Annotated in this window: 23 protein-coding genes; 7 read left to right on the top strand and 16 right to left on the bottom strand. The window is 75.1% G+C overall.

All coding sequences use genetic code 11. The features are described 5' to 3' along the window. Nucleotides 1–128 precede the first annotated feature (128 nt). From ACFY23_RS15635 to ACFY23_RS15625, 3 genes are read right to left on the bottom strand one after another with little or no spacing between them, the layout of a single operon-like run. Nucleotides 129–1,097: a DUF3152 domain-containing protein gene (locus tag ACFY23_RS15635; RefSeq protein ID WP_387036478.1), complete on the bottom strand. Its 969-nt coding sequence runs from the start codon at nucleotides 1,095–1,097 to the stop codon at nucleotides 129–131. Next, nucleotides 1,094–2,068, bottom strand: coding sequence for an alpha/beta hydrolase (locus ACFY23_RS15630; RefSeq protein WP_350684825.1), 975 nt, complete (start codon nucleotides 2,066–2,068; stop codon nucleotides 1,094–1,096). The genes ACFY23_RS15635 and ACFY23_RS15630 overlap by 4 nt, the downstream gene beginning before the upstream one ends. 59 nt (nucleotides 2,069–2,127) lie before the next feature. Beyond that, nucleotides 2,128–5,076: a hypothetical protein gene (locus ACFY23_RS15625; RefSeq protein ID WP_350818980.1), complete on the bottom strand. Its 2,949-nt coding sequence runs from the start codon at nucleotides 5,074–5,076 to the stop codon at nucleotides 2,128–2,130. A gap of 146 nt (nucleotides 5,077–5,222) precedes the next feature. Between ACFY23_RS15625 and ACFY23_RS15620 the strand changes: the two genes are divergently transcribed. Then, on the top strand, nucleotides 5,223–5,861 hold the full coding sequence (locus ACFY23_RS15620) for a TetR/AcrR family transcriptional regulator (protein ID WP_350684772.1): 639 nt from the start codon (nucleotides 5,223–5,225) through the stop codon (nucleotides 5,859–5,861). Between the two features lie 65 nt (nucleotides 5,862–5,926). Next, a complete protein-coding gene (locus ACFY23_RS15615) occupies nucleotides 5,927–6,154 on the top strand; it encodes a DUF3107 domain-containing protein (RefSeq protein ID WP_350684773.1) in 228 nt (75 codons plus the stop codon). A 184-nt stretch (nucleotides 6,155–6,338) separates the two neighbouring features. Here the strand turns inward: ACFY23_RS15615 and ACFY23_RS15610 are convergent, their stop codons facing one another. Then, a complete protein-coding gene (locus tag ACFY23_RS15610; protein WP_350684774.1) occupies nucleotides 6,339–7,085 on the bottom strand; it encodes a ferritin-like fold-containing protein in 747 nt (248 codons plus the stop codon). A 316-nt stretch (nucleotides 7,086–7,401) separates the two neighbouring features. Between ACFY23_RS15610 and ACFY23_RS15605 the strand changes: the two genes are divergently transcribed. The 3 genes from ACFY23_RS15605 to ACFY23_RS15595 all read left to right on the top strand — a co-directional run bounded on the left by ACFY23_RS15605 (nucleotide 7,402) and on the right by ACFY23_RS15595 (nucleotide 11,046). Next, on the top strand, nucleotides 7,402–9,057 hold the full coding sequence (locus tag ACFY23_RS15605; RefSeq protein ID WP_350684775.1) for a DEAD/DEAH box helicase: 1,656 nt from the start codon (nucleotides 7,402–7,404) through the stop codon (nucleotides 9,055–9,057). 260 nt (nucleotides 9,058–9,317) lie between these two features. Then, nucleotides 9,318–10,481 (top strand): SAM-dependent methyltransferase, encoded by a 1,164-nt coding sequence (locus ACFY23_RS15600; protein ID WP_350684776.1) that lies wholly within the window; start codon nucleotides 9,318–9,320, stop codon nucleotides 10,479–10,481. A gap of 148 nt (nucleotides 10,482–10,629) precedes the next feature. After that, entirely contained in the window at nucleotides 10,630–11,046 is a 417-nt protein-coding gene (locus ACFY23_RS15595; RefSeq protein WP_091627481.1) for a helix-turn-helix domain-containing protein, read from the top strand. A gap of 44 nt (nucleotides 11,047–11,090) precedes the next feature. Here ACFY23_RS15595 and ACFY23_RS15590 read toward each other — a convergent pair whose 3' ends face one another. From ACFY23_RS15590 to ACFY23_RS15580, 3 genes are all read right to left on the bottom strand, one after another. Next, nucleotides 11,091–12,128: a hypothetical protein gene (locus ACFY23_RS15590; protein WP_387036192.1), complete on the bottom strand. Its 1,038-nt coding sequence runs from the start codon at nucleotides 12,126–12,128 to the stop codon at nucleotides 11,091–11,093. Nucleotides 12,129–12,304: 176 nt separating this feature from the next. Further along, the gene (locus tag ACFY23_RS15585; protein ID WP_350684777.1) at nucleotides 12,305–14,458 is read right to left on the bottom strand and encodes a DEAD/DEAH box helicase; all 2,154 of its coding nucleotides are present in this window, start codon (nucleotides 14,456–14,458) and stop codon (nucleotides 12,305–12,307) included. Between the two features lie 56 nt (nucleotides 14,459–14,514). Continuing rightward, the gene (locus tag ACFY23_RS15580) at nucleotides 14,515–16,284 is read right to left on the bottom strand and encodes a BTAD domain-containing putative transcriptional regulator (RefSeq protein ID WP_350818978.1); all 1,770 of its coding nucleotides are present in this window, start codon (nucleotides 16,282–16,284) and stop codon (nucleotides 14,515–14,517) included. Between the two features lie 141 nt (nucleotides 16,285–16,425). On the opposite strand from ACFY23_RS15580, the gene ACFY23_RS15575 reads away from it, so the two are divergent. Then, entirely contained in the window at nucleotides 16,426–17,262 is an 837-nt protein-coding gene (locus ACFY23_RS15575; RefSeq protein WP_350684779.1) for a hypothetical protein, read from the top strand. 71 nt (nucleotides 17,263–17,333) lie between these two features. On the opposite strand, the gene ACFY23_RS15570 is transcribed toward ACFY23_RS15575, so the two are convergent. The 8 genes from ACFY23_RS15570 to ACFY23_RS15535 all read right to left on the bottom strand — a co-directional run bounded on the left by ACFY23_RS15570 (nucleotide 17,334) and on the right by ACFY23_RS15535 (nucleotide 23,721). Beyond that, a complete protein-coding gene (locus ACFY23_RS15570) occupies nucleotides 17,334–18,080 on the bottom strand; it encodes an SDR family oxidoreductase (RefSeq protein ID WP_350684780.1) in 747 nt (248 codons plus the stop codon). A 128-nt stretch (nucleotides 18,081–18,208) separates the two neighbouring features. Further along, nucleotides 18,209–19,336, bottom strand: a complete 1,128-nt coding sequence (locus tag ACFY23_RS15565; RefSeq protein WP_350684781.1) for a branched-chain amino acid ABC transporter permease — start codon at nucleotides 19,334–19,336, stop codon at nucleotides 18,209–18,211. Beyond that, nucleotides 19,333–20,223: a branched-chain amino acid ABC transporter permease gene (locus ACFY23_RS15560; RefSeq protein WP_350684782.1), complete on the bottom strand. Its 891-nt coding sequence runs from the start codon at nucleotides 20,221–20,223 to the stop codon at nucleotides 19,333–19,335. The genes ACFY23_RS15565 and ACFY23_RS15560 overlap by 4 nt, the downstream gene beginning before the upstream one ends. Beyond that, entirely contained in the window at nucleotides 20,223–20,954 is a 732-nt protein-coding gene (locus ACFY23_RS15555; RefSeq protein WP_350684783.1) for an ABC transporter ATP-binding protein, read from the bottom strand. The genes ACFY23_RS15560 and ACFY23_RS15555 overlap by 1 nt, the downstream gene beginning before the upstream one ends. Then, nucleotides 20,951–21,694, bottom strand: a complete 744-nt coding sequence (locus ACFY23_RS15550) for an ABC transporter ATP-binding protein (protein WP_350818977.1) — start codon at nucleotides 21,692–21,694, stop codon at nucleotides 20,951–20,953. The genes ACFY23_RS15555 and ACFY23_RS15550 overlap by 4 nt, the downstream gene beginning before the upstream one ends. A 6-nt stretch (nucleotides 21,695–21,700) precedes the next feature. Next, complete coding sequence (locus tag ACFY23_RS15545) at nucleotides 21,701–22,900, bottom strand: substrate-binding domain-containing protein (RefSeq protein ID WP_350685046.1); 1,200 nt, start codon at nucleotides 22,898–22,900, stop codon at nucleotides 21,701–21,703. Between the two features lie 267 nt (nucleotides 22,901–23,167). Further along, nucleotides 23,168–23,422, bottom strand: coding sequence for a hypothetical protein (locus tag ACFY23_RS15540; protein ID WP_350685047.1), 255 nt, complete (start codon nucleotides 23,420–23,422; stop codon nucleotides 23,168–23,170). Further along, entirely contained in the window at nucleotides 23,419–23,721 is a 303-nt protein-coding gene (locus ACFY23_RS15535; RefSeq protein ID WP_350685048.1) for a DivIVA domain-containing protein, read from the bottom strand. Before ACFY23_RS15535 ends, ACFY23_RS15540 begins: the two co-directional genes overlap by 4 nt. Before the next feature lie 287 nt (nucleotides 23,722–24,008). On the opposite strand from ACFY23_RS15535, the gene ACFY23_RS15530 reads away from it, so the two are divergent. Beyond that, nucleotides 24,009–24,239 (top strand): winged helix-turn-helix domain-containing protein, encoded by a 231-nt coding sequence (locus tag ACFY23_RS15530; protein ID WP_350685049.1) that lies wholly within the window; start codon nucleotides 24,009–24,011, stop codon nucleotides 24,237–24,239. A gap of 288 nt (nucleotides 24,240–24,527) precedes the next feature. On the opposite strand, the gene ACFY23_RS15525 is transcribed toward ACFY23_RS15530, so the two are convergent. Next, nucleotides 24,528–25,652 (bottom strand): glycerophosphodiester phosphodiesterase, encoded by a 1,125-nt coding sequence (locus tag ACFY23_RS15525; RefSeq protein WP_350685050.1) that lies wholly within the window; start codon nucleotides 25,650–25,652, stop codon nucleotides 24,528–24,530. Nucleotides 25,653–25,656: the final 4 nt, after the last annotated feature.

Raw genomic sequence — 25,656 nt, 5'->3', positions numbered from 1 at the left:
CGATTGACGCAAATCCGGTGCCGGCGTCGAGGTGCCCGGGTCGACCCCGGCTTCGCCAAGGAACGGCGGCTCACGGCGGTGCCGCCACAGGTCGGCGTACCTGCGGCCCGCTGCCCGATCGGCGGCTGCTAGAGCGGCGGCCCGGCGTAGCGCCGACCGTCGCGGTACGGCCAGGGATTGGCGACGCAGCCGTTGAGAAAGAGCGTCTGCTGCATCATCACCGGCGCCGGTCGGCCCCTGCCCGGGCAGCGCTCGTGCCGGTGCCCCAACTGGTGCCCGACCTCGTGGTTCACCACGTACGTCCGGTAGACCGCGAGCGGCACCCGGGCGCTGACGTAGTGGGGCACCGACAGCCGCCAGCGGTCCAGGTTGATGATCACCTTGCCGGGCGCCCGGCACGACGTGTACGGCCGCCCGCCCACCCGGATGTCGACCCCGCCGGCCGCGCACATCCGGCCCGCCGTGGCGGCGGTGGCCAGGTAGACCGTGAAGTCGTGCCGGTCCTCGGCGCGTACCTGCTGCAACCGCAGCCCGCCGTCGACCCAGCTCCCCGGACCGGCGAGCGCCTCCTCGACGGCGGCCGCGAACTCGCCCGCGTCCTCGTCGGAGCCCGTTTCCACGGCGACCCGATAGCGGTGCAGCCTGCCGGCCTCTCCCAGCACCGGGCGCACCCGGTCGTCGTAGCCGAAGCTGCCCCGGCCCGCCGACGGCACCGGCCCGGGCAGCCGCAGCACCGGCGGCGGGGGCGTCGTGGCCGTGGCGGAGGGCGACGTCGGGACCGGCGAGGCGGACACCGGCGCGACCGCCGGCGCGGGGGCCCACTCCTCGGCGGAGAGCACCTCGGCGTCGACGTCGGCGCCCCGCCGGTCGGCGATCACCGCGACCGCCGCGCCGACCGCGAGGACGAGCGCGACCAGCTCGACGAGGCGACGCCGGCGGGCCGGCCGGCGGTGCCGGGGACGGGACAGGTCCGGGCCCTGGGCGACGGCCGAAGCCCGGTCCGTGGGGTGCCGACGTCCGCCGGCGGAGGCTGAGGCCCGATGCCCCCGAATCGGGGGCGGGGCGGAGTGGCGGCGGGCGGAGGACATCCCGGTCAGCCTGCCACGTCGGACCGCTTCGCGGTGTCCCCCGTTTCGGCGAGCAGGCCCAGCACGGCACGGGCGACCAGGCGCGGCACCTCCAGTTGCGCCACGTGACCGACGCCGTCGAGCATCAGCAGGCGGCTGTCCGGGACGACCCGCGCGGCCTGCGGCGCCACCCGGACGTCCACCAGCCGGTCATGTCGCCCCCCGACGACCAGCGTGGGCGCCCGGACGGCGCCGGCCAGCCGCCACAGCGACCCCGACCCCGGCAGGTACGACCGCAGGAAACTGGAGACCAGGCCACGGAACGTCCGGACGTACGCGGCGGCGTAGTGCTCGGCCTCGTAGCGCACCCGGATCTCCTCCAGCGCCTCCTGCCGGCGCTGCTCGCTGATCCGGGTCAGGTCGCCGATGCACGCCTCCATGACCTGCTGGGCCATCACCTCGGGGGCGAGCTTCGCCAGCCGCCAGGCGGCCAGGCGCTCGCCCCGGGGGATCGCCAGCAGCGGCAGCATCCGGCCCTGCAACGAGCGCCGGAAGTCGAGGAACGGCAGGGCCGGCGAGATCAGGGTCAGGGTCCGGACCAGGTCCGGCCGCAGCCCCGCCACCTGCACCGAGATCGCCCCGCCCAGCGAGTTGCCGAACAGGTGCACCGGCCCCCGGCCGGAGTGCTCGATCCAGCGGATCACCCGCTCCGCGAAGGCCGGAATGGTGTATCGGCGCCCCGGCTCGCTGCGGCCGAACCCGGGCAGGTCGATGGCCTGCCCGTCGAGGCGGTCGGCGAGCAGGCCGGCCAGGTCGGTCCAGTTCTGTGACGAGCCGCCCAGGCCGTGCACGTAGAGCGCCGGCTCCGCGCCGGGGGCGGTGGCCGGGGTGTCCCGGACGTACGTCACGGTGCCGTCGAGGCGCACCTCGCGCCCCGGCCAGGGCGGCGGGACGGAGTGCTCGGGGAGGAGATGGTCCGGCCAGAGGGTGGCGGGCTTCATCCCTCCAGTCTGCCCGTGCCCGCGCCGCCCGGCAGCGCGTCGAACCGCACCTGCGGCGCTCAGGCCAGCAGCGCCTCGAGCCGGCGGTTGACCGCGGACAGGGTGGCCCGGACGACCGCCTGCCGGGGATCGCCCGCGACCAGCGCGGAGCCGACGAGCTGCTCGACCCAGCCGTCGCAGACGAGCAGCACCACGACGGTGGCCACCTCGCAGTTGCCGAACGGCACCACGGCGGCGTGCTCCACGAAGCAACGGCCCCGCTCCGGCCCGGGATCCCGGCCGCGGAGCAGCTCGTCGACGGCCGCCGCGGCGGCCACCGCGCAGAGCCGCAGCACGTACCCGTCGACCGCCGGTCCCGTCGAGTAGCCGGCGGCGCTCTCCCCGCCGGCGACGAGGCGCACCTCCACGGTGGCGTCGAGCCCGAAGGTGCTCACCTGGACGTGGTCGATCACCACCCGGGGACCGGCCGCGCCGCCGGTGTCCAGCGGCCGGGACGGCGCCGACTCCGTCGTGGTCACCTGCCCGCCGGAGTACGACGTGCCGACGGTCGCCGGGTTGCCGGTGGGGGTCCCGGCCGGGGCGGCCGACACCGAGCCGGGCTCCTCCACGGTGGCCCGGCCCCGGTGCGGGGCGGCGGACTGCCGGCGCCGGCGCGGGGGCTCCGGCACCACGTCGGCGCGCGGCTCGGCCGACCGGCGGCGCACCGGCGGGGCCGGAGCGGCGGGCATGCCGGGCACGTTCTGCGGGGCGGCGGCGAGACCCATCCGCTCCTGGAGCAGACGGGCGACCTGCCGGCTCACCTCGGCCGGGTCGGCCCCGTCGGCCAGGTCGAGCCGCAGGCTGTGCGCGCCGGCCGGGGTGCGGCGCAGCGACGCGTCGCGGACGCCGGCCACTCCGCGTACGGCGTCGAGGATCGCGTCGACGTCGAAGCCCTCCGGGCGCTCCCGCAGCGGCGCGGGCTCGTCGTCGCGGCGCAGATGGGTGGCGATCCGGGCGAGTTCCGGGGTTTCGGCGGGTGGCTCCACGGCTGGCGGCTCCGGCACGACGGGCACGTCCGGTTCGGCGGGGACGCGCTGCGGCAACACCGCCGAAAGGCGGTCCGGGAGCCGGTCGTCGTCGGCCGGCTCGGCCGTCGACGCCGGTTCGGGGGCGGATCGGCGGGCCGCGTAGGGAGGTGCGCTCGTCGGGGCGGGCGCGGACGGGGTGCGGTCGCGGCGCCCGGGGCCGCTCGCGGCGGGGCCGGTGGCGGCCTGCGGGCCGTCCGGTGCCTCCGGTGGCGCCGGGGGCCTCTCCTCGCCGACCGGCCGGAGCCGGAACGGCCGGGCGGTCCGGCCCGCGGTCTCGTCCGCGCCCGGCGTAGCAGTGGCGCCCTCCGGGCCGGCCAGGTCGTACGCAGCCGGGGGCGCGCTCGCGGGGGGCGCCACGGACGGCCCCCCGCCCGCCCAGGCGGGCCGCTCGACCGGAACCGGGATGGACCGGTCGGCCGCGGACGACGCCGCCCGGTCGGCGGGATCGGCCGGCGGCTCGTACGCCGGGCGCGGCGCGGACTCGGCCCGGCCGACCTCGTAGGGGCGGCCCGGCTCGGCGCGGGGCGGCTCGTAGGAGCGGCCGGGCAGCTCGGCGCGCGGCGGTTCGTAGGGTCGGTGCGGCTCGGCGGCCCAGGCCGCCGCCCGGTCCTCCCGGGACCGACGGCCCACGGGCTCGTCCTCCTCGCGCGCCCGCCGGCCGACGGGCTCGTCCTCGGCCCGGGACCGGCGGCCGGTGGACGCGGACTCGTCCCGGGCCCGGCGGCCGACCGGCTCGCTCTCCTCGCGGGACCAGGGCGGCGCCCAGCCGCCGCCCCAGCTCGGCCGGTTCCAGTTCGGGCCGGACCAGTCCGGCTCGGTCGCCGGTGGCCATTCGGCGGCCGGCGACCGGGTGTCGCCCGGCTCCCGGCCGACGCCGGGCCCACGGTCGGGGCCCGGCCCGTGCTCCGCGGCCGCCCGGCCGACGCCGGGCCCACGGTCGACGCCCGGCGCGTGCTCCGCGGCTGCCTGGTCGACGCCCGGCGCGCGGTCGGGGCCGACGGCACCCGAGCCGCCGGCCTGCTCGGCGAGGGCCGGCGGGTGGTCCTGCCCGGTGACCGGGCCACGGTCGGGGGCGGCGCCGTGGTCCTGCCGGAAGGCCCGCTCCGCGCCGAGCGCACGGTCGACGCCGGAGAGCCGGTCGCCGGTCGCCGGTCGGTCGGCCGCCGACGCCTCGGGCGCGGGCGGGCGCTCGGCGGCCGACGGGAACGGGCCGGGGGCGAGAGGCGGCGGCTCCGGCGGGAACGGGTGGTCGGCCCAGCCGGGCGCGCCGGCGGCCGGGGAGGGCTCCTCGGCGGCGGCGCGGTCGACGGTCGGCGCGTGGAAACCGGGCGGCACCTCGAACCCGCTGGCCGCCGTGCCGACGGGCGGGACCTGCATGGCCGGCGGGGCCGAGGTCGGCGGGCCGGGATCGGCCCAGCGCGGCTGACGGCCGGCCGACGGGTCCGCGGAGGAGTGCCGGGTGGGGCCGGTCTCGGGCTCGGCGAGCCCGTGCTGCGGGCCCGACGGCTGTTCGGCCACGGGCGCCGGCCGCTGCGCGGGCACCACCAGCCGGTCGCCTCCCGGGTCGCGGCGCTGTTCGCCGAGGATGCTGGGCGGGGCGCTCACCGGGGCCTGGCGGTCGACCGCCGCGTCGTCGGCGTGGCTCACGCCGTTGAGGTGGTGACCGTTGACCCGGGCCGGCGGCTCGGGTGCGGCCGGCGGGCCGGGCAGCGGCGACGGCAGGTCGCCGTGCCGGGGTGAGGAGGCGGCCCAGCCGCGACCCGGGTCGGGCGGACCCCACGCCGGGCCGTGCTCGCGGGCCCCGGAGGTCTCGTGGCCCTGGGACCATCCGGCCGCCGAGGGCGCCCACCCGCCGCCGGCCCGGCCCAGGTCGTCCTGCTGACCCGGCCCGTCGCCGTGCTCTCCCGGGGTGGCGGCACCGGGTTGCCCTGTTTCACTCACCGCGCGCTCCTTGGTCGCCCCCGCTGAGGCTACCGTGTGGTGACAGTGGCGATAAGTTACAGCGGCGGGCCAATTCCGCGACGGGCCGTGAGCCCAGACCGGTTCGGGTGAAATGCCGGCTCGTACGAAGAAACTCGGAGGTTCCCATGACCGCTGTGGGGAACGGTGCACAGACAGCCGGCCGGCCCACCCGCCTGCCCCGTTCGGCGCGCCGTAAGCAACTGCTCGCCGCGGCTCAGGAGGTGTTCGTCGCCCAGGGCTACCACGCGGCGGCGATGGACGACATCGCCGAACGGGCGGGAGTCTCCAAGCCCGTGCTCTACCAGCACTTCCCCGGCAAGATGGAGCTCTACCTCGCGCTGCTGGACACGCACTGCGACGCGATCCTCGCGAAGGTCGACGAGGCCATGCGCGGCACCAACGACAACAAGGAGCGGGTCGGCGCGTCGGTGCGCGCGTACTTCGACTTCGTCGACCACGAGAGCGAGGCGTTCCGCCTCGTCTTCGAGTCGGACCTGCGCAACGACCCGGCGGTGCGGCAGCGCGTCGAGCGGGTCGAGCAGGGCTGCATCGCGGCCATCACCGACACCATCATCTCCGACACCGGGGTCAGCCGGGCGCACGCCGAGCTGCTCGCCTCCGGCCTGGTCGGGGCGGCCGAGACCGCCGCGCAGTTCTGGCTGGCCCGCGGCCGGCAGCTGCCCAAGGCGGAGGCGGAGGCGTTGGTCGCCGCCCTCTCCTGGCGGGGCATCGCCAGCTTCCCGCTGCAAGGTGAGTCAGCCTGAGCATCGGGGCGCGAGATCGGATAGCCTTCCCTTCGGCGGCTCTTTCGCCCGAACGAGGAGGCACTGTGGAGGTCAAGATCGGCGTGCAGTACGCGCCCCGCGAGCTGGTGCTGGAGAGCGCGCAGTCGCCGGCCGAGATCGAGCAGATCGTGACCGACGCCATGACCAAGGACGAGGGCACCCTCTCCCTGACCGACGAGAAGGGCCGGCGGGTGATCGTGCCGGTCAACAAGGTCGCCTACGTCGAGATCGCCGAGGCGTCGCCGCGGGCGGTCGGTTTCACCGTCCGCTGACCCGCTCGGCGGCCCGCGACGGGTGACCACGTCCCCCGTCGCGGCTCGGTCGGCCCCTGCGGAGGTGGTCGCCGAGCTGGCAGCCGGCGGACTCGCCACCGGTGTCACACCCGACGCCGACCCGCCCGGCGCGCCGGCTCGTCCGACACCCTGGTGCCGGTGCGTCAGCCGTCGGGCCGGCGCGTCAGTTGTTCAGCCCGGCGGCAGCCATCCGCGTGGTGTGCGCCGCGGTCAGCCGCCCGAACAGCCCCTGCACGTCCACCCGGTCGCTGCCCGCGATGAGGGCCGTCAGCGCGCCCCGGTCGGCGGCGACCCGACCGGCCTGCGACAGCGCCTCCCCGACCAGCCGCCGCGCCCACATCGAGAGCCGGCCGGCCACCTTCGGGTCGGCCGCGATGGCGGCCCGGATCTCGGCGACGGCGAAGTCGGCGTACGTGGAGTCGTGCACCACGTCGAGGACGAGCTGGCGGTCCGGCTCGGCCAGGGCCGCGGCGATCTCCCGGATGAAGTCGTCGGTGATGGCGTCGCCCACGTACGCCTTGGTCACCGCCTCCGCCCAGTCCCGCGGCTCGGTCGAGTCGTGGTACGCCTGCAGCGGCGCGACGTACGGCGCCATCGCGTCGTCGGGAAGCACACCGAGCGCGGCGAGCCGGTCGGCCAGCCGGCGGTAGTTGCCGATCTCGGCGGCGGCCATCTCACCCAGGGCCGCCCGGCGGCGCAGGTCGGGGGCGAGCCGGGCGTCGACGGCCATCCGCTCGAAGGCGAGCAGTTCGCCGAACGCGACCAGGCCGAGCAGATCCGTGACGGCAGGGCCGGGCGAATCCACGCCGGCGGGGCCGGGCGAGACCGGGACGACGCGGGCCGACAGACCCGGAACGGCAGGGCCGGGCGCATCCGGGACGGCGTGGCCGGAAAGGTCGGGGTCGGGCACGAGCGCAGGCTACCGCCCGCCCGCACCTCCCGGGGGGAGTGACGCGGGTCACACCAAGCGCCCGCAGGCGCGCCACCTGCGCCAGGAATCAGGACGACCGGTGCGCTGTTCAGGTAACATGGAGCAGTTGCCGTGGGCGCCGAGCTGGCCAGGCCGGTCCAACAGACCGGTCGGTCCGATCGAAGTCCGACTCCACGGCGCGCGTGCGGCCCGGTCCGGCCAGGCAGTCTGCCGCCGACCGTGTGGCCCGCGCCACACCGATCGCGCCCTGAGGACATGACGGGGCGCACCCACGAGAGGGCACCCCCAAATCCATATGAGCGAGCTGACCCAAGAACTCATGGACGGCCAGGAGCTGGCCGCCACCGCTCCGGTGCGTCCGGAGGCACCCACCTTCGCCGAGCTGGGCGCGCGTCAGGAGACCGTCGACGCGCTGGCCGCGGCCGGCATCACCCGCGCGTTCGCGATCCAGGAGTACGCGCTCCCGATCGCGCTGCGCGGCACCGACCTGATCGGCCAGGCGCCGACCGGCACCGGCAAGACCCTCGGCTTCGGCGTACCGCTGCTGGAGCGCGTCTTCGCGCCCGAGGAGGGCGGCGACGGCGTGCCGCAGGCGCTGGTCGTCGTGCCCACCCGCGAGCTGGGCATCCAGGTCGCCAAGGACCTCGCCGCGGCGGGCAAAACCCGGGGCGTCCGGGTGCTGCCGATCTACGGCGGCGTGGCGTACGAGCCGCAGGTCGACGCGCTGCGCAAGGGCGTGGAGATCCTGGTCGGCACCCCCGGCCGCCTGCTGGACCTGGCGAAGCAGAAGCACCTGCGCCTGGACCGGGTGCACGCGCTGGTCCTCGACGAGGCCGACCGGATGCTCGACCTGGGCTTCCTCGACGACGTCGAGCGGATCCTCGCGATGTTGCCGGAGGACCGGCAGACGATGCTCTTCTCGGCGACCATGCCGGACCCGATCGTCACGCTCTCCCGGCGCTTCCTGCGCCACCCGGTGACGATCCACGCCGGCCACACCGCCGAGACGGGGCCGTCGCCGCAGACCGAGCAGCTGGCCTACCGCACCCACTCGATGAACAAGATCGAGATCGTGGCCCGCATCCTGCAGGCCGAGGGTCGCGGGCTGACCATGATCTTCACCCGCACGAAGCGGGCCGCTGACCGGGTCGCCGAGGACCTCGACTTCCGGGGCTTCGCCGTCGCCGCCGTGCACGGCGACCTCGGGCAGGGCGCGCGCGAGCGGGCGCTGCGGGCGTTCCGGGCGGGCAAGATCGACATCCTGGTCGCCACCGACGTCGCCGCCCGGGGCATCGACGTCAGCGGCGTCACGCACGTCATCAACTACGACTGCCCCGAGGACCAGGACACCTACACCCACCGGATCGGTCGCACCGGCCGGGCCGGGGCGAGCGGCGTCGCGGTGACCTTCGTCGACTGGGACGACGTGCCCCGCTGGCGGATCATCGACAAGACGCTGGGCCTGGAGATGCCGGAGCCGCCGGAGACGTACCACACGTCCCCGCACCTCTACACCGACCTGCACATCTCCACCGAGGTCACCGGCACCCTGCCGACGGCCGAGCGCACCCGCGCCGGCCTGGCGGCCGAGGTGGAGGAGGACCTGGGCGGTGGCCGGTCCCGGCGGGGCGAGGGCCGGGGCTCCCGGCGCGGCGACGGTCGCGGTCGCGGCGAGCGCCGCCAGGGCCGGGCCACCAGGGAGGCCGGCGAGCCGGGCGCCGACGCGCCGGCCGAGGCCGCCGAGGAGGGCACCCGCACCCCGCGTCGCCGCCGGCGTCGCCGGGCCGGCGAGACCGTCTCGGGAGAGCCGACCGCGGTGATCACCACCGAGGCCGCCGAGGCCGCCCCGGCCGCCGCCGAGGGCGACGTCCCGAAGCCGCGACGCCGCCGGCGCCGTCGTGGTGGCGGTGGCTCCGCCGCCGGTACGCCGGCCGAGGCGACCGCCGACTGACCCTGAGCACGTACCCGACATCCCCGTACCGGTCCCCCGGTGCGGGGATGTCGCCGTCGTGACCGGATGAGGGCCCGTGTCACCGGGCGACCGGGCGCGACCGGCCCCGGCGGGTCAGGCGGGTCGCCCCGGCGGCTTAGCGGAGAGCGCGACCGCGGCGCAGGCGCCGCGCCCGAGGCCGCAGAGCGGGAGCGCGGCGGGCCCGAGGGGGCCGGGCCGCCCGGCGGTGTGCCGCCGACGACGACGAGGAAGATGGAGCAATGCCCGAACCGCTGGATGCCGCCCTGACCGAGGTCCGGGCACTGCTGCTCGACCCCGCGCTGACCCGGGCGGTGGCCGCCGGGCGTCGACGCGGGCACCGTCCCTCGGTGGTCCGCGCCGAACTCCGGCCGGTCGCGCTGAAGGCCGGTCCCCGGCTGCAGATCTCCACCTCCGACGGCTCCCGGCCGTTCACCCGCAACGTCGCCCCCGGCCCGGAGGCGGACGCGGCGGTGGACGCGCTGCTGGCCGAGCCGTTCGGCAACTGGCACGTGGAGACCGCCGACGCGACGCTGCAACTGCGGGTGACCAAGTCGGGCGAGGCGCAGGTGCACCGGGCCGCCGCGACCCGGCCCGCCGCCGAGCCGGGCGGGCACGACCGGTCGAAGGAGTACCTGCTCGACCCGGGCGACCCGATCTTCGCGGAGATCGGGGGGTCGGCGGCCAAACGCCGGCAGGTCGACGCGTTCCTGCGGGCACTGGCGGCGACCCTTCCCGACGACCTGACCGGGCCGCTGCGCGTCGTCGACCTCGGGTGCGGCAACGCGTACCTGACCTTCGCCGCGTACCGGTGGCTGGCGCGGCGGGGGCTCGACGTCGAGCTGGTCGGCGTGGACGTCCGGGAGGACCAGCGCCTCCGCAACACCGAGCTGGCCGAGCGGCTCGGCTGGGCCGAGCGGGTCCGCTTCGTGGCCGGCACGATCGCCGACGCCGTCGTGGAGCCCGCCCCCGACCTGGTGCTGGCGCTGCACGCCTGCGACACCGCCACCGACGAGGCGCTGGCCCGGGCGGTGCGCTGGCGGGCCCGCTGGGTGCTCGCCGCGCCGTGCTGCCACCACGACGTCGCCGCCCAACTGCGCGCCAGGCCGGCCCCCGCGCCGTACGACCTGCTGACCCGGCAGGGCATCCTGCGCGAGCGCTTCGCGGACGTCCTCACCGACGCGCTGCGGGCCGGGCTGCTGCGGCTGCACGGCTACCGGGCCGAGGTGGTGGAGTTCGTCGACTCCCGGCACACCCCGCGCAACCTGCTGATCCGGGCCCGGCGCACCGGCGCCGCCGCGACGGACGGCCAGCGGGCGGAGTACGGGGACCTGGTCGGCCAGTGGGGCGTCACCCCGCGACTGGCGACGCTGCTCCCCGCGACCGCCCCGGACGCCGCCCCGTAGCCCGCTACCGCGTCGCTCGCCGCCCCGGTCCCGCCGAAAGTCCCGCCCACGGGACGGTCTGGTCGGTCAGTCAATTGCTTCCATACCTTTCCGTACTACCCTCGGAGGCGCACCGCCGGGTGCCGGTCGGGAGGGAAGACCCGCAGGGATGGGTTCGGTAGAGGTTTCGCCCCAGATGGCCTTCGCGCGCTTCGTGCGGCGCGCCATCGACGACGCCCGCGAGGAACGCGGGTGGACCGTCACGGACCTGGCGTCCCACACCGGCGTGGGTCGCTCCACCGTGTTCCGCTGGCTCGCCGGCGACTGGCAGGACTACCCCGAACTCGCCAAGGTGCGGGGTTTCTGCGCCGCGCTGGACCTGCCGGTCGCGGCCGCGTTCCGCGCGCTCGGCCTGCCCGACGCCGGCCCCGCGCCCCGTCGCCGCGTCGACGACGGCCCGGTGGAGGCGGACGTCCGGGTGATCCTGCAACGGCTGGCCGACCCGACGGTGCCGGCCGAGGAGAAGCACCACATCCGCGACCTGCTGCGCTACCTGGCGCGCCGCCCGATCCGCCGCGCCGGCTGACCCGCCACCAGCTACCTCGGTTTGATCGGGCCGGTCGCCGAGGGTCAGGGCACGGTCAGGGTGAACTCGGCGGTCCGCACCACGCCGCCGACCTGGAAATCGAGGTAGAGCCGGTACCGGCCCGGGCCGGGCGTGGTCACCCAGAACGTCACCGCCCCGTCGACCACCTGCGGCTCCGGGTGGACGTGCAGGTAACCCAGGTCGCCCTCGCGCAGCGCGACCAGGTGGCCGTACGCGCCGAGGTAGCGCTCCAGCGTCGGGGTGCCGCCGGCGGCCGAGCCGAAGCGGAAGGTCAGCGGGACGGTCAGGCCGGCCTGCGGCGTGCCCTGGTAGTCGACGGTGAACCCGTCGACCGTGGCCGAGGCGGCCGGCGCCGGCAACGGCCGCGGCTGGTAGCCGCCGGGCGCGACCAGGTCGACCCCGAGGGTCACCGCCGTCTGCCGGCCGTCGTCGGCGAGCGCGGTGAAGTCGGCGTACGCGCGCCAGACGCCCGGCTGCGGGAGGGTCAGCGGCACCGACCACGTGCCGTCGGCGGCCATGGTCGGGTGCAGGTGCTGGTAGCCGGTCAGGTCGCGGCGCACCACGATCAGGTGCATCGGCTTGTCGTGCACGACGGCGAACCGCGTCACCGGGCGGCGCTGCGCGTCGCGCACCTGGAAGCGCAGCTCGCCCGGCCGGCCGGCGGTGAACGACGACGTTACGGGGGCGAGCGTGTAGCCGGCCGAGGTGACCGAGAGGCCGGCCGCCTCCGCCGCCACGTCCTGGTCCGCGCCGTGCTCGTGCGCGCCCGTCCCGGGCGCGTGGGTGTGGTCGGTCAGGGCGCTGTCCAGCCCCACCGACCCTGCCGGACCACCGCCGTTGAGCCGGCCGAGACCGAAGCCGAGCAGCACCGCGAGCACCAGGCCGCCGACGACCAGCGCCAACCGGAGCGTGCTCCGGTCCGGCACGGCCGACACCTGCTCCGGCCCGACCGGGAACTCGTCCGGCGTGGCCGAAGACTGGTCCGGCGTGGCCGGGAACTGGTCCGGCGTCGCCGGGGACTCCCCCGGCGCGGCCGACGCCCGGTCAGGCACCGCCGCCATCCCGCGCGGGCCCGGGCTGCTGATCGGTCATGCCGCTCACGCTACCCTCCGTCACGGTCGCGCCGCCCCGGCGGCGACGCGGCGTGGCGACGGTCGCAATCCCGCCCGCCCGGAACTTCCCGGCCCGGCCCCAGACCGGTCCGGCCCGGTCCGGGTTGAGACGGGGAGGGCGCAGCTCAGCCGGCCACCGCCAGGGCCAGGGGCAGCACGTCGGGCGCGCCGGCCCGGCGCAACTCCCGGGCGACCATCGTCATCGTCCAGCCCGAGTCGACCAGGTCGTCCACGAGGAGCACCGGCCCGTCGAGACCGGCGAGGCTGTCAGCCAGGTCCGCCGGCACGGTGAAGGCCCCGTGCAGCGCGCGTACCCGCTGGGCGCTGTTGCCGCGCGGGCCCCCGCCGCCGGCCGGGCCGGCCGCCGTCACCCGGCCGAGCATCGGCAGCCGGCCGACGGCGGCGATCCGCTCGGCGAGCGAGCCCACCAGCCGGGGCCGGCGCCGCGAGCCGACCGCGACCACGCCGACCGGGCGGCGCGGCCACGGGTCGTCCCCGTGCGCCCACGCCTTCAGCACCTCGACCACGGCGGCGGCCACGTCGTCGGGGACGGCGACGTCGGGCGCGTCCGGCGCGACCAGGTCGCGCAGCCGCCCGCCCCACCCCAGGTCGGACAGCCGCCCCACCGCCCGCCCCGGCAGCGCCTGCTCCGCCGGGGCGATCCGCCCCTTGAGCGGTACGCCCACCGCCTCCAGCCCGGTCGGCCAGAGCTTCTTCGGCGCGATCTCCACGCCGGGGCGGCCGAGGAAGGTCTGCGCGGCGGTCAGCGCGGCGTCGGACACCTCGGGCGTGAACAGCGGGCCGGCGCAGCGGTCGCACCGACCGCAGTCGGTGGCCCCGGCGTCGTCCAGGCACTCGCGCAGGTAGCGCAGCCGGCAGCCGGGCGTGGTCGCGTAGTCCCGCATGGCCTGCTGCTCGGCGGTGCGCGCCTGGGCGACGCGGCGCAACCGGGCCTCGTCGTAGACCCAGGGCTCGCCGGTGGCGAGCCAGCCGCCGCGCACCCGGCGGACCGCGCCGTCGACGTCGAGCACCTTGAGCATCAACTCCAGCCGGGCCCGGCGCAGGTCGACGATCGGTTCGAGGGCCTGCGTGGAGAGCGGGCGGTCGGTGTCCAGGGCCGCCAGCACCGCGCGGACCTGCTCCTCCGGCGGGAAGGCCAGCGAGGCGAAGTAGCGCCAGATCGCGGCGTCCTCGACGCCGGGCAGCAGCAGCACCTCGGCGTGCGCGACGGCCCGGCCGGCGCGGCCGACCTGCTGGTAGTACGCGATGGGCGAGGGTGGCGCGCCGAGGTGCACCACGAAGCCCAGGTCGGGCTTGTCGAAGCCCATGCCCAGGGCGCTCGTGGCGACCAGCGCCTTGATCTTGTTGTCCAGCAGGTCCTGCTCGGCGGCGCGCCGGTCGGCGTCCTCGGCCTGGCCGGTGTAGGAGGCGACCGCGTAGCCCCGGGAGCGGAGGAACTCGGCGGTCTCCCCCGCCGCGGCGACGGTGAGCGTGTAGACGATGCCCGAGCCGGGCAGCCGGTCCAGGTGGTCGGCGAGCCAGCCCAGTCGGTGCGCCGGGGTCGGCAGGTCGAGCACGCCGAGGCGCAGCGACTCGCGGTCCAGGCTGCCGCGCAGCACGAGGGCGTCGCCCAGTTGCTCGGCGACGTCGGCGGTGACCCGGGCGTTGGCGGTGGCCGTGGTGGCGAGCACCGGGGTCCGCTCGGGCAGGTTGCCGAGGAAGGTACGCAGCCGACGGTAGTCCGGGCGGAAGTCGTGCCCCCAGTCGGAGACGCAGTGCGCCTCGTCGACCACCAGCAGGCCGGTGGTGGCGGCCAGCTTCGGCAGCACCGTGTCCCGGAAGTCCGGGTTGTTGAGCCGCTCGGGGCTGATCAGCAGCACGTCCACCGCCCCGGCGTGGATCTCGGCGGTGATCTCGTCCCACTCGTCCAGGTTGGCCGAGTTGATCGTGCGGGCCCGGATGCCGGCGCGGGCCGCCGACTCGACCTGGTTGCGCATCAGCGCCAGCAGCGGCGAGACGATCACGGTCGGCCCGGTGCCGCCCCCGTCGCCCCGCGCGGCGACGGCATCCTGGTCGCGCCCCCGCAGCAGGGCGGTGGCCACGAAGTAGACGGCCGACTTGCCCCACCCGGTGCGCTGCACGCAGAGCACCCGGCGCCGGTCGACCACCAGCGCCTCGATCGCCCGCCACTGGTCCTCGCGGAGCCGGGCGTGCTCGCCGGCCAACCGCCGCAGCACCGCCTCGGCCCGCTCCCGTACCGCCGTCCGATCCTGGCTCATCCGGCATTTCTACCAGCGCCCGGTGACCGTGCCCCGGTTCGCGCGGGAGGTTCCGGTCACGATCCGGCCGGTGGGGGCCGCTCCGGCGTGGGGGCCGGTGTCGGGGGCAGGAAGAACAGCAGCTCACGGAGCCGGTCGGTGGCGGTCGGCGGCAGCAGGCAGCGGCCGGCGAGTTCCTCCATCGAGGCGTACGGGCCGCGTAGCCAGCGGTCCACCGCGATCTGGCGGCACTGGTCGACGGTGAGCCCCGGCAGCCCGGCGAGCACCTGCTCGGGGACGGTGTTGACGTCGACCAGGCCGCCGTCGTCGAACGTACGGGGCAGGTCGGGCCGCCCGATGCGCAGCTCGTTCCGGGCCGCCGGGTAGTGGTAGAGCAGGAAACGGGCGTGCTCACGCCGGATTCGCCGCTCCTCCTCGGCGCGGAACCTCGCGCTGCCCTGGCCACCGGTGAGCGCCGCCCAGACCCCGTGGCTGAGCAGGATCACGTGTGCCGCCCCGAGCACCCAGGTGATCGCGGCCAGGCCGAGGAAGATCACCCCCTCCGGCCCGGGCACCTCGGCGTCCGGATTCTCCAGGTCGAGCATGGCCACCTCGACCGCGACGACGACCAGGTAGCCGACGCCGACGAGAGCCAGGCGCCAACTGCGCCGCCAGGCGGCGTAGGCCAGGATCACCAGCCAGGTGAGGCACCCGAACGAGAGCAGGACGAGCGCGGTACCGGCGATCGTGGCGGTCACGCTCGCCCAGCGGGGCGACGGCGTCCTCGGGCGCCTGCCGTCGACCACGGGCGGCGGTACGGCGGCCGGGAGTGGGCCGTACGCCGGCAGGGGCACCGGGCCGGCGGGCGGTGAGCTGATGGGCGGCGGTACGGCCGGCGGCCCGGGTGGGGCGAGCGCCGAAGCGGATGGTGCCGGTGGCGGCGACGCCGGGGCCGACGGCGCCGACGGAGGTGAGGACGTGGTGGGTGGCTCAACCGGCGGAGCCGCCACGGCCAGCGGAGCCGCCACGGCCAGCGGAGCCACCTCGACGGCGGCCGGCGGCAGTAACCCGGTCGGCATGAGCGCCGGGTCGGAACGAAGGATGCGCCGGTGCAGGTCCTGGAGCGCGTCGCCCGGCTCGATGCCGTACTCGTCGCGCAGCATCTCGGCGAACTCCCGATAGGCGGCGAGTGCCTCGGCCTGCCGCCCGCCGCGATACAGCGCCAGCATCAACTGGTGCCTGAGCCGCTCCCGCACCGGGAACTCCGCGGTCAGGTCCACCAGCTCGCCGATCAACTCCCGGTGCCGGCCCAGACGCAGCTCCAGGCCGGCCCAGCTCTCCAGGGCGGTGGCCCGCAGCTCGACCCAGCGTTGCCGGGCGGACTCGAAGTACGGCCCGGCGAAGCCGGTGAACGGCTCGCCGTGCCACAGCTCCAACGTGGATTTCAGCTCGCTCACCGCCTCGGCGGCCCGGCCCTCCGCGCGGAGCCGCTCGGCCCGTCGGATGCCCCGCTCGAAGCACACGGCGTCGACCGCCTCTGGCGCGACGCGAAGCTGGTAACCGGCGTCGGTCAGGGTGAGCACCTGGCCGGGGCTGCGCGGTGACCGCTCCGGCTCGATCACCCGGCGCAGCCCGGCGACGTACTTCTGCACCACGTTGGTGCCGTTCGCCGGCGGCTCGTCCGGCCAGACCGCGTCCACGATCTGCGCGGTGGTGACCGGGCGGCCGGCGGCGAGCAGCAGCACGGCCAGCACGGCGCGCTGCTTGCCCGGCCCGAGGTCGATCTCCCGCTCGCCGCACCAGGCCCGCTGGGGCCCGAGACCCTCGAAGCGCAGCGTCCCTGACATGCGAGTTTCCCGCTCCTGACACCCCCGCTGCGTGCGCCACGGCAGTGCACGGCAGTCGGACCGCAGCATAGCGGCAGTGGTTTCGCCGTACGGGCCGGCAGCATCTGTCCCGGCAGACGCCAGACTCGTGAAGGAAGAAACATGATGACGAACGGAACCGGCCGCGCCGGCATCGTCCGACGAGGCGCCGGCACCCTGGCCGCCGTCCTCACCGCGGCCTCTTTGCTCGCCGGGTGCGGCGCGACCGGGACGGGTTCCGAGGCCGACGGAACCGCCTCGGGCACGGCAAGTCCGACCGCCACGCCCAAGCAGGCGCTCCTCGCGGCGGTGCCGGACGGCACCGAGGGCGCGTTCCGGTTCACCGGCACGGACGCCACCGCGGACCTGTCCGGCGTGGTGGACCCGAACGCGAAGGGCCTCGACCTCACCGCCGCGGTCAAGGACCCGGAGCACGGCTTCACCACCCGGATGTCGTTCCTGGTGGTCCAGGAGCGGATCTGGATGAAGGTGAAGTTCACCGGCACCGAGGGGCTCACCGGGCTGCCGAAGCTGCCGAACCGCTGGATGGAGCTGGACCGCGCCAAGCTGACCGATCCGGAGAGCGCCCCGACGTACGAGGGGGCGGACGTCGGCAACGCCGGGCCGATCATCGAGGCCGCCACCACGGTCGAGGAGAAGAGCGACCGGACGTACGCCGGGGTCGTCGACCTGACCGGCGGCGAGGCCGCCGAGGCGGTCGGCGCGGAGGAGGTCGCGGCCCTCGGCGACGCCGCCCGGCAGGTGCCCTTCACCGCCGTCGTCGGCGCCGACGGCAACCTCGCCTCGCTCACCCTGAACGTGCCGGCCGCCGGCAAGGCGAAGGCGTGGACGTACGTCGTGAAGTACGCCGACTACGGCTCGGCGCCGAAGCTGGCCGCGCCCGGCGGCGACGCCGCGCAGCAGGCGCCGAAGCTGGCGTACGAGATGCTCAACGGCTGATCGGTCGACGACGCAGGCGACCGGGTGTCGCGGCCGCACGGGGGGCCGCGGCACCCGGTCGCTCTGTGCTGTCAGCGCCCGAGGACGGAGCCGCCGTTGACGCCGAGCACCTGGCCGGTGACGTAGCCGGCGGCCGGGCCGGCCAGGTAGCGGACCGCCTCGGCGATGTCGTCCGGTACGCCGGCTCGCCCGACCAGCGTCGCCGCCACCCGCTTCGCGTGCCCCTCCGGGGTCATCCGGTCGCCGAAGAACCCCGTCTCCGCCACGTAGCCGGGGCTGACCACGTTGACCGTGATCTGTTCCGGTCCGAGCTGCGCGGCCAGGTCGTACGCCCAGCCGTGCAGCGCCGCCTTCGCCGCCGAGTACGCGCCGCCGCCACCCCGCTGGGCGGCGATCGAGCTGACCAGGACGACCCGGCCGCCGGGGCGGCGCAGGGCCGGCCGCAGCGCCTCGGTGAGCAACACGGCGGTGAGCACGTTGGCGTCCAGATTGGCCCGCCAGTGGGCGGCGGTGCCGGCGAGCGTGCTGGTGTCTCCGCCCAGGTAGCCGCCGGCGTTGTTGACCACCACGTCGACCGGCCGTCCGGCGACCGCCTCGACCACCCGGCCGAGTTGCTCCGGATCGGTCAGGTCGGCGCTGACCGCCTGGGCAGCCCCGGGCCGACCGCACTCGGCGTCCACCCGCTCGGCCGTTGCGAGCAGCACGTCCGCCCGCCGCCCCACGATCAGGATGTCGTACCCGTCTCCCGCGAGCGCCCGCGCGACGGCCGCCCCGATCCCGGTCCCCCCGCCACTCACCACCGCCAGCCGCTCACCCATCCCGCACCGCTCCACCCCAGACAGAGACCCCGTCGATCATGAGGTTATTGCCACCGTCAACGGCGTTTCGCGGCAACAACTTCATGATCAACGGGGTCTGGCCGGCCAGGCGACGGGCCGCGCGGGGGTCAGGACGGGCGGGACGGCTTGCGGAGGGCGTGGCGCAGGAGTGCCACGCGGGGGGCGAGGCTGGCCAGGCCGCCGGGGAAGAAGTAGACGGCCAGGATGAAGACCGTGCCGAGCACGAACAGCGGCTGCGACAGCGGGCTGCTCAGGAAGCCGGGCAGCGCCTCCACCGCGTCGGAGGTGCCGAACGCGACCAGGCGGTGGTCCAGGTACATGTAGAGGATGCCGCCGATCACCGGGCCCCACCGGGTGCCCGGCCCGCCGAGCACCACCATGACCAGCAGCGCCAGGGTCCACTCGGAGGAGGTGATGTGCGGCGACGCGCCACCGACGATCAGGACGTAGACCACGCCGCCGGCCGCCGCCAGCCCACCCGCCAGGGTGAACGCCACCAGCTTGAACCGGTACGGGTCGAGCCCGAGCACCCCGATCCGCCGCTCGTCGTCGCGCAGGCCGGCCAGCACCCGCCCCGTCGGCGAGCCGGAGACCCGGTGCACCACGAAGACCACCACGACCAGGTACGCCAGCGCCAGCCAGTAGAGGTTGACCGTGTTGGTGACCCCGACCAGCCCCTGCGGCAGCCCGGAGACGTCCAGCGGCAGGCCCTCCTCGCCACCGGTGAGCCCGCCGAAGTCGCGGGCCACCAGGATCGCCCCGACCTGGGCGAAGGCCAGCGTCACCATGGCGAACGCGATGCCGACGGTGCGCAGCGCCACCGCGCCGAGCAGCGCGGCGAGGATCGTCCCGCCGGTGATCGCCAGCAGCGCCGCCTGCCACAGCGGCAGCCCCGCCTTGGTGATCAGGATGTCGGTGCCGTAGACGCCGGCGGCGAAGTAGAGGGCGTGCCCGAAGGAGAGCATCCCGGTGCGGCCGAACAACAGGTCGTACCCGGCGGCGAGCCCGCCGAAGACCAGGCAGACGGCGAGCAGTTGCAGGGTGCCCGGGGAGTTGAGCGCCCCCTCGAAGACGCCCGGCAGGTGCAGCGTGGAGTACGGCAGGATCAGCGCGACCACCAGCGCGACCAGCGGCAGGAACGGGCGCAGCCCGTGCCAGCGTCCCCGCCGTGGGTCCAGCTCGCCGGGCACCGCCGCGGGCGGAGCCGGGACCTCGGGGCTCTTGACCTCGGTCATGCCGTTGCCACCTTTCCGGCGATGCCCTGCGGGCGCAGCAGCAGCACCACGGCCAGCAGCGCGACCACGCAGATGTCGCCCAGCCCGGAGGTGCCGTAGTAGTTGACGAACTGTTGCGTCAGGCCGACGGCGACGGCCGCGTACGCGGAGCCGACCACCGAGCCCATCCCGCCGATGACCACCACGATGAACGCGAAGATCAGCAGCGAGCCGCCCTGGCCGGGCGAGACGGTGCCGAAGTAGACGCCGCCGAGCGCGCCGGCCAGCGCCGCGGCCGCCCCGCCGATCGCGAAGACCAGGGTGAACGCCTTGCGCACGTCGATGCCGAGCGCGGTGACCATCTCCCGGTTCTCCACGCCGGCCCGGATGATCAGGCCGTAGCGGGTCCAGCGGAGGAAGGCGAGGATCGCGCCGAGCACCAGCACCGCGGCGATGATCAGCAGCAGGCCGCCGTTGGGCACGTTCGCGCCGAGGATCGAGGTGACCTGCCGGGTCCACTCGGGGCGCGGGAACGGCCGGGCGTCGGCGCCCCAGGTGGCCTGGAGCAGGGCCACGCCGGCCAGCGAGAGGCCGACGGTGACCAGCACCTGCTCGATGGTGCGGGAGTAGAGCGGCCGGATCAGCACCAGCTCGACCAGCATCGCCACCAGCGTGCCGGCGGCCACCCCGAAGGCGACGGCGACCACGAAGCCGAAGCCGTCCGAGCCGGCGCCGGGCAGGTTGTGCGCCGCCCACCAGGTCCCGTACGCGCCGACGCCGAGGAAGACGCCGTGCGCGAAGTTGAGCACGTCGGCGAGGCCGAAGACCAGGGAGAGCCCACTGGCGACCAGGAAGTAGAGGGCCGCCAGGCCGAGCCCGGTCAGCGTCAACAGGATGACGGTGTCCATCAGTGGTGCACCTCCGCCGAGCCCACGCCCAGCAACGACTTGGTCAGGGCGGTCTCCAGCAGCAGTTCCTGGGCGTCGCCGGTCCAGGCCACCTGGCCGGCGGCCAGCACCACCGCGTCCCGGGCGAGCCGCCGGACCACCGCCAGGTTCTGCTCGACCAGCAGCACCGGCACGGATTCGGCGACCCGTTCCAGCACCTCGGCCACCTCGGTCACCACCTTCGGCGCCAGTCCCTTGGTCGGCTCGTCGATCAGCAGCAGCCGGTTGTCGTTGAGCAGCACCCGGCCGATCGCGAGCATCTGCTGCTGTCCGCCGGAGAGCGAGCCGGCTCGTTGCCGTCCGCGCCGGTCCAGCTCGGGGAAGAGGGCGTAGACCTTGTCGTACGCCGGGGTGGTGCCCCGGCGCTCGGCGAGCCGCAGGTTCTCCGTGACGGTGAGCCCGGCGAACACGCAGCGGTCCTCCGGCACGTAGCCGAGCCCGCCGCGGATCAGCCGGTGGGTCGGCCGGGCCAGCAGGCTCTGCGCGCCCATCCGGATCGCGCCCCGGACCTCGCCGCCGCGCGGCGTGAGGCCGACGATCGCGCGCAGCGTAGTCGTCTTGCCGACGCCGTTGCGCCCGAGCAGGACGGTGACGCCGGTCGGGGCGACCGTGAAGGACACGCCCTGGAGGATGTGCAGCCCGGCGATCCGGACCGACAGGTTCTCCACGCTGAGAATCGGTTCGCTGCTCATAGCGACTCCCCCAGGTAGGCCTCTTGCACGGTGGGGTTGGCCATCACCGTCTCCGGGGTGTCGCAGGCGAGCAGCGCGCCGTGGTGCATCACGGCGATCCGGTCGGCCAGCTCCAGGATGACGTCCATGTGGTGCTCGACCATGAGCACCGACCGGCCGCTGTCGCCGGTCAGCGAGCGGATCACCGAGACGAGTTCGGGCACGTCCTCGGCGCTGACGCCGGCCATCGGCTCGTCGAGCAGCATGACGCGGGGCTCCCCGGCGAGCAGCAGGGCGATCTCCAGCTTCCGCTTCTCGCCGTGGGCGAGGGTGCCGGCGAGGGCCTCGCCCCGGTGGGCGAGGCCGACCCGGTCGAGCGCCGCGTCGGCGGCGGCGGCGACCTCACGGTCGGCCGCCGCCCGCCGCCACAGCTTCATCGAGCCCCCGCGGTGCGCCTGCACGGCGAGCCGCACGTTCTCCCGCACGCTGAGCGAACCGAAGACCGAGGATGCCTGGAAGGTACGGCCGAGCCCGAGGCGGGCCCGCCGGTGCGGCGGGAGGGAGCCGATGTCCTGCCCGTCGAGGGTGATCCGACCTTCCGTGGCCCGGCGTACGCCGGTGATCAGGTTGAACAGTGAGGTCTTGCCGGCGCCGTTCGGCCCGATGACGCCGAGGAACTCCCCGGGCGCCAGGTCGAGGTAGACGCTGTCGACGATGGCGACCTCACCGATCCGCCAGGTCAGACCGCGGGTGGCGAGCATCTGTTGTCAGCCCTTCATCGCCACGGCCGGCGGCGCGGTCTCGTCCCCGGTCAGCGCCTTCTGGGCGGTGGCCGTGAACGTGGTGCCGCTGCCGGTCAGCTTGGCCTGGAACATCGGCTGGAGCATCGCGTGGTCCTCGGCGCGGATGCTCATCTTGCCCTTGACCCCGTCGAAGCTCCAGCCCTCCAGGGCCTTCACCATCTTCTCGACGTCGTCGCCACCCTCCTCGACGGCGCGTACGACCATCTGCGCGGCGGCGAAGCCGTCCGGGTGGAACAGGTCGACGGTGCCGACCTTGGCCTTCAGCGCCTTGGCGGCCTCGTTGTCGGAGGCCCCGTCGAAGTAGTGCGACAGGAAGGAGATCTTGGCGCCGGCCGCGCCGAAGGTCGGCCACGAGGCGCGGATGTCCAGGCCGGTGACGACGGTGGTGGAGGAGAGCACGCCCTGCTGGTCGAGGGTCTGCCACATGGCCGGGGCGGTGGTGCCGGCCCAGGCGACGAAGAGCAGGTCCGGCTTGGCGGACTTGATCTGGCTGGCGAACGGGGTGAACTCGGTGGCGCTCGCCGGGGCCCGGACGCTGCTGACGGTCGCGCCCGCGCCGCCGATGACGGTCTTGACGGCGGCCTCGTTGGCGTCGCCGAAGGCGCCGTCCTGGGCGAAGACCACGACCTTCTTGCCGGCCGGGTCGCCGATGAACGACTTGGCGGTCACCACGTCCTGGTACGACTGCCGCCCGGAGCGGAACGTGTACTTGTTGGCGCCGGTCACCGCGTCGGTGGCGGCCGGCCCGGAGATGAACAGGACCTTGTTCTGCGCGGCGATCGGGGCGACCTGGAGCGCCACGCCGGACGCGGTCGAGCCCGCAATGATCTTGTTGCCCTTACCGATCAGGTCCTTGGCCGCGGAGACCGCCTTCGCCGGGTCACCGGCGTCGTCGACCTCGGTGATCTCGATCGCCCGGTCGCCGACCTTGTTGGTGCCCTTGGTGGCGTAGTCGAGACCGGCCTTGAACCCCTCGATGTACTGCTTGCCGTAGCTGGCGAGGGCTCCCGACTGGGAGTACACCAGGCCAACCTTCACCGGGGCGGCGCTGTCACCGCCGCCGGAGGCGGTTTCCTGCGGGCTGCCACAGGCCGTGGCGGCGAGCGCCGCAGCCATCATGGTGGCGGCGGAGAGGAACACCCGCCGCGTCGTCCGGACCGTCATTGCGACTCCACGTGAGGACTCGGAGGTAGGGAACTACATGTGACGGCTCACGCTAGAAGTGACGTCACCCACGGGCTATGTGGCCGAAACACACAAGTAACAGGGGTGGGGTGGCCGAGAGTTACAACGGTCATGACTCGGCAGTGACGGCGCACGTCCGCGATGGGTCTCCGGGCCATCGATGGAAACGCTCCTGTGTCGCCCCGCGCCACCGATACCCACCGAATGCCGTATTCCTCCCGCCGCCCGGCCGAGCGACGCCGCCCGTCACGGCCGCTCGGGCGGGACGCAGGGGCCGTCGTGGTCCGCCACCCGCCCGCAGCGGCGACCGCCGTCGAGCAGGGTGTCGCAGAAGACCCGATGGCGTACGAACTGGGCGTCCTCCGCGGAGACGGTGGTCTCGCCACGATCCACGTCCGGGAGGAAGCCCAGCGCCCGGGTGATCGCCCGGGCGAACCGCTTCGCGGCGGACAGGTCGGTCGCGAGCACCGGCAGGTGCACCACGAACCGCTCCCGACTCACCGCCGCCAGCCCGGCGCGAACCGGGACTGCCAACTGCGCAGCGCCCGCTTGATCCGCGCGTTCTCCTCGGCGGTGAGGGCGAGGTCCCGGCGGGTGGCGGCCAGTTCGGCGGCCACCCGGTGCAGGAACGCGTGCACCTCGACCGGGTCGAGCCCCCGCCGTACGGAGCGGAACCGCCGGTCGCGGATCTGCCCGGCGGTGAGCGGGCGGCAGGAGTCCGACCGGTACCAGCCGCCGTTCGGCGGTCGGGTCACCCGCCTTTGCCGGGCCGGTCGGAACAGGTTCAGCACCTTGCGCATGACCACCGTCCTCGCGTCGCGTCCTCTGGAAGGCGGCCCGGTCCGCAGGTAGGGGATGCGGACCGGGCCGCCGGCCCCGCGACCGCAGCCCTCGTCGGCGGTACGACCCCGGAGCCCTCTTGAGGTCCGAACCCCGAGGCTTGCCGAACCAACCGGAGCCGGACACCGAGAAGCTACCCCAAATGTTTGTGTAGGTCGACCCTCCCGGTGTCGCGACACGACAACTTGTTGCAGTTACTGGTGTAGGCCGGCATGATCGGAGACGCCGAACCAACCGGAGTTTCCCCATGCCCACAGCAGAAGCCCCATACCGTCAGATCGCCAACGACATCACCGCGAAGATCAAGAGCGGCGAACTCAAGCCGGGCGACAAGTTGCCGTCGACCCGGGAGTTGGCGGAGGCCTACCAGGTCCACATGAACACCGCCTCGCGAGCGCTCTCGCTGCTGCACGACCGCGAGCTGATCACCGGCCAGCCCGGCCGGGGCACCTACGTGGCCGAGCGCCCCACTGCGTAGCCACATACGAGGCAGCTCGAGAGCGTCCATGCCACCCCGGCACGCCTGAATCGTCTGCGACATCAGCTCGACAGGCACGGGGCACGAACGGCCCGCCCGGCCCGCACGTGCACCGTGCACCCACCGTCCGCCAGGCACCACGGCCGCGCCCCGCACCAGCGGCACCCGTCGGGCACCAGCGGCACCGCCGGGCACCAGCGGCACCGCCGGGTCACCTCCGGCAATGCCACCGGCCCGTCACCCGGGGACAGGGGTGACGGGCCGGTGGCGGGGCGGCGGCGGAGTCGGTCAGCGCCGGGCGAGACCCTCCCGGGCGGCGACGGCGGTGTCCGGGTGGTCGCTGAAGACGCCGTCCAGGCCCAGGCCGAGGAACAGCTCGTACTCGGCCTGGATGTCGCCGCGGGCGTTCGGGTCGGCACCGATGCGGAAGTCGGCCGGCAGGAACTGGTTCTCCGCCCGGAACGTCCAGGCGTGCACGATCAGCCGCTCCCGGTGCGCGTCCCGGACCAGGGTGGTCGGGGCGAGCAGCTTGCCGGCGGCGTCGCGCGGGACGATCAGGTTCTTGTGCGCGCCGACGCCGTCGGCGTAGGAGGCGATCCACTTCAGACCGGCCGGCTTGGCCAGGTCCTGGTAGGTGCGGGCGTCGCCGGCGACGGTGAAGTCGTACGGGCGGCCGGTGGCGTCCATGAGCTGGGCGAGCTTGACGTCGATCATCCCGTTCAGCTTGCGCAGGTTGGCCGTCTCGAACGACTGGATGATCACCGGCGAGTTCCGGTGGGTCAGCTTGTTGCGCCGCAGCACCTCGACCAGCGGCTCCTCCAGCGGCAGCCCGATCGACGTGAAGTAGGTCGGGTGCTTGGTCTCCGGGTAGACGCCGATCGTGCGCCCCCGCGCCTTCCCCTCGGCGCGGGCCAGGTCGATGACCTCCTGGAGGGTGGGCACCTGGAACTGTCCGTCGTACGCGGTGTTGGCGACGCGCACCTGCGGCAGCCGCTCCTTGGCGCGCAGCGTCTTCAGCTCGGCGAGGGTGAAGTCCTCGGTGAACCAGCCGGTGACCTGGACGCCGTCGATGGTCTTCGTGGCCTTGCGGGCGGCGAACTCGGGGCGGGCGGCCACGTCGGTCGTACCGCTGATCTCGTTCTCGTGCCGGGCGACCAGCGCGCCGTCGCGGGTCGCGACCAGGTCCGGCTCGATGTAGTCCGCGCCCTGCCGGATCGCCAGCCGGTAGGCCTCCAGGGTGTGCTCCGGCCGGTAGCCGCTGGCGCCACGGTGGGCGATGACGAGGGGGCGGTCGGTCGCCCGGGCCTGCTCGGCGGCGGGCGTCGGGGCGGCCGAGGCGGCCACGGTCGGCACGGCCACGGCGGCCGCGAGCAGGGCCCCGGCCACTCCGAGGGCGGAAAGGGTACGTCGCAACGCC

It is taken from the genome of Micromonospora sp. NPDC000121 (assembly GCF_042899165.1).
Classification (GTDB): domain Bacteria; phylum Actinomycetota; class Actinomycetes; order Mycobacteriales; family Micromonosporaceae; genus Micromonospora.
This window is presented reverse-complemented; position numbering and strand designations above follow the sequence as displayed.

Bases quoted from the DNA above. Each gene is read 5' to 3' on its own strand.
- ACFY23_RS15630 (WP_350684825.1), bottom strand. From the start codon at position 2,068: ATGAAGCCCGCCACCCTCTGGCCGGACCATCTCCTCCCCGAGCACTCC.
- ACFY23_RS15620 (WP_350684772.1), top strand. From the start codon at position 5,223: ATGACCGCTGTGGGGAACGGTGCACAGACAGCCGGCCGGCCCACCCGC.
- ACFY23_RS15605 (WP_350684775.1), top strand. From the start codon at position 7,402: ATGAGCGAGCTGACCCAAGAACTCATGGACGGCCAGGAGCTGGCCGCC.
- ACFY23_RS15600 (WP_350684776.1), top strand. From the start codon at position 9,318: ATGCCCGAACCGCTGGATGCCGCCCTGACCGAGGTCCGGGCACTGCTG.
- ACFY23_RS15595 (WP_091627481.1), top strand. From the start codon at position 10,630: ATGGGTTCGGTAGAGGTTTCGCCCCAGATGGCCTTCGCGCGCTTCGTG.
- ACFY23_RS15590 (WP_387036192.1), bottom strand. From the start codon at position 12,128: ATGGCGGCGGTGCCTGACCGGGCGTCGGCCGCGCCGGGGGAGTCCCCG.
- ACFY23_RS15585 (WP_350684777.1), bottom strand. From the start codon at position 14,458: ATGAGCCAGGATCGGACGGCGGTACGGGAGCGGGCCGAGGCGGTGCTG.
- ACFY23_RS15580 (WP_350818978.1), bottom strand. From the start codon at position 16,284: ATGTCAGGGACGCTGCGCTTCGAGGGTCTCGGGCCCCAGCGGGCCTGG.
- ACFY23_RS15575 (WP_350684779.1), top strand. From the start codon at position 16,426: ATGATGACGAACGGAACCGGCCGCGCCGGCATCGTCCGACGAGGCGCC.
- ACFY23_RS15570 (WP_350684780.1), bottom strand. From the start codon at position 18,080: ATGGGTGAGCGGCTGGCGGTGGTGAGTGGCGGGGGGACCGGGATCGGG.
- ACFY23_RS15565 (WP_350684781.1), bottom strand. From the start codon at position 19,336: ATGACCGAGGTCAAGAGCCCCGAGGTCCCGGCTCCGCCCGCGGCGGTG.
- ACFY23_RS15560 (WP_350684782.1), bottom strand. From the start codon at position 20,223: ATGGACACCGTCATCCTGTTGACGCTGACCGGGCTCGGCCTGGCGGCC.
- ACFY23_RS15555 (WP_350684783.1), bottom strand. From the start codon at position 20,954: ATGAGCAGCGAACCGATTCTCAGCGTGGAGAACCTGTCGGTCCGGATC.
- ACFY23_RS15550 (WP_350818977.1), bottom strand. From the start codon at position 21,694: ATGCTCGCCACCCGCGGTCTGACCTGGCGGATCGGTGAGGTCGCCATC.
- ACFY23_RS15545 (WP_350685046.1), bottom strand. From the start codon at position 22,900: ATGACGGTCCGGACGACGCGGCGGGTGTTCCTCTCCGCCGCCACCATG.
- ACFY23_RS15535 (WP_350685048.1), bottom strand. From the start codon at position 23,721: ATGCGCAAGGTGCTGAACCTGTTCCGACCGGCCCGGCAAAGGCGGGTG.
- ACFY23_RS15530 (WP_350685049.1), top strand. From the start codon at position 24,009: ATGCCCACAGCAGAAGCCCCATACCGTCAGATCGCCAACGACATCACC.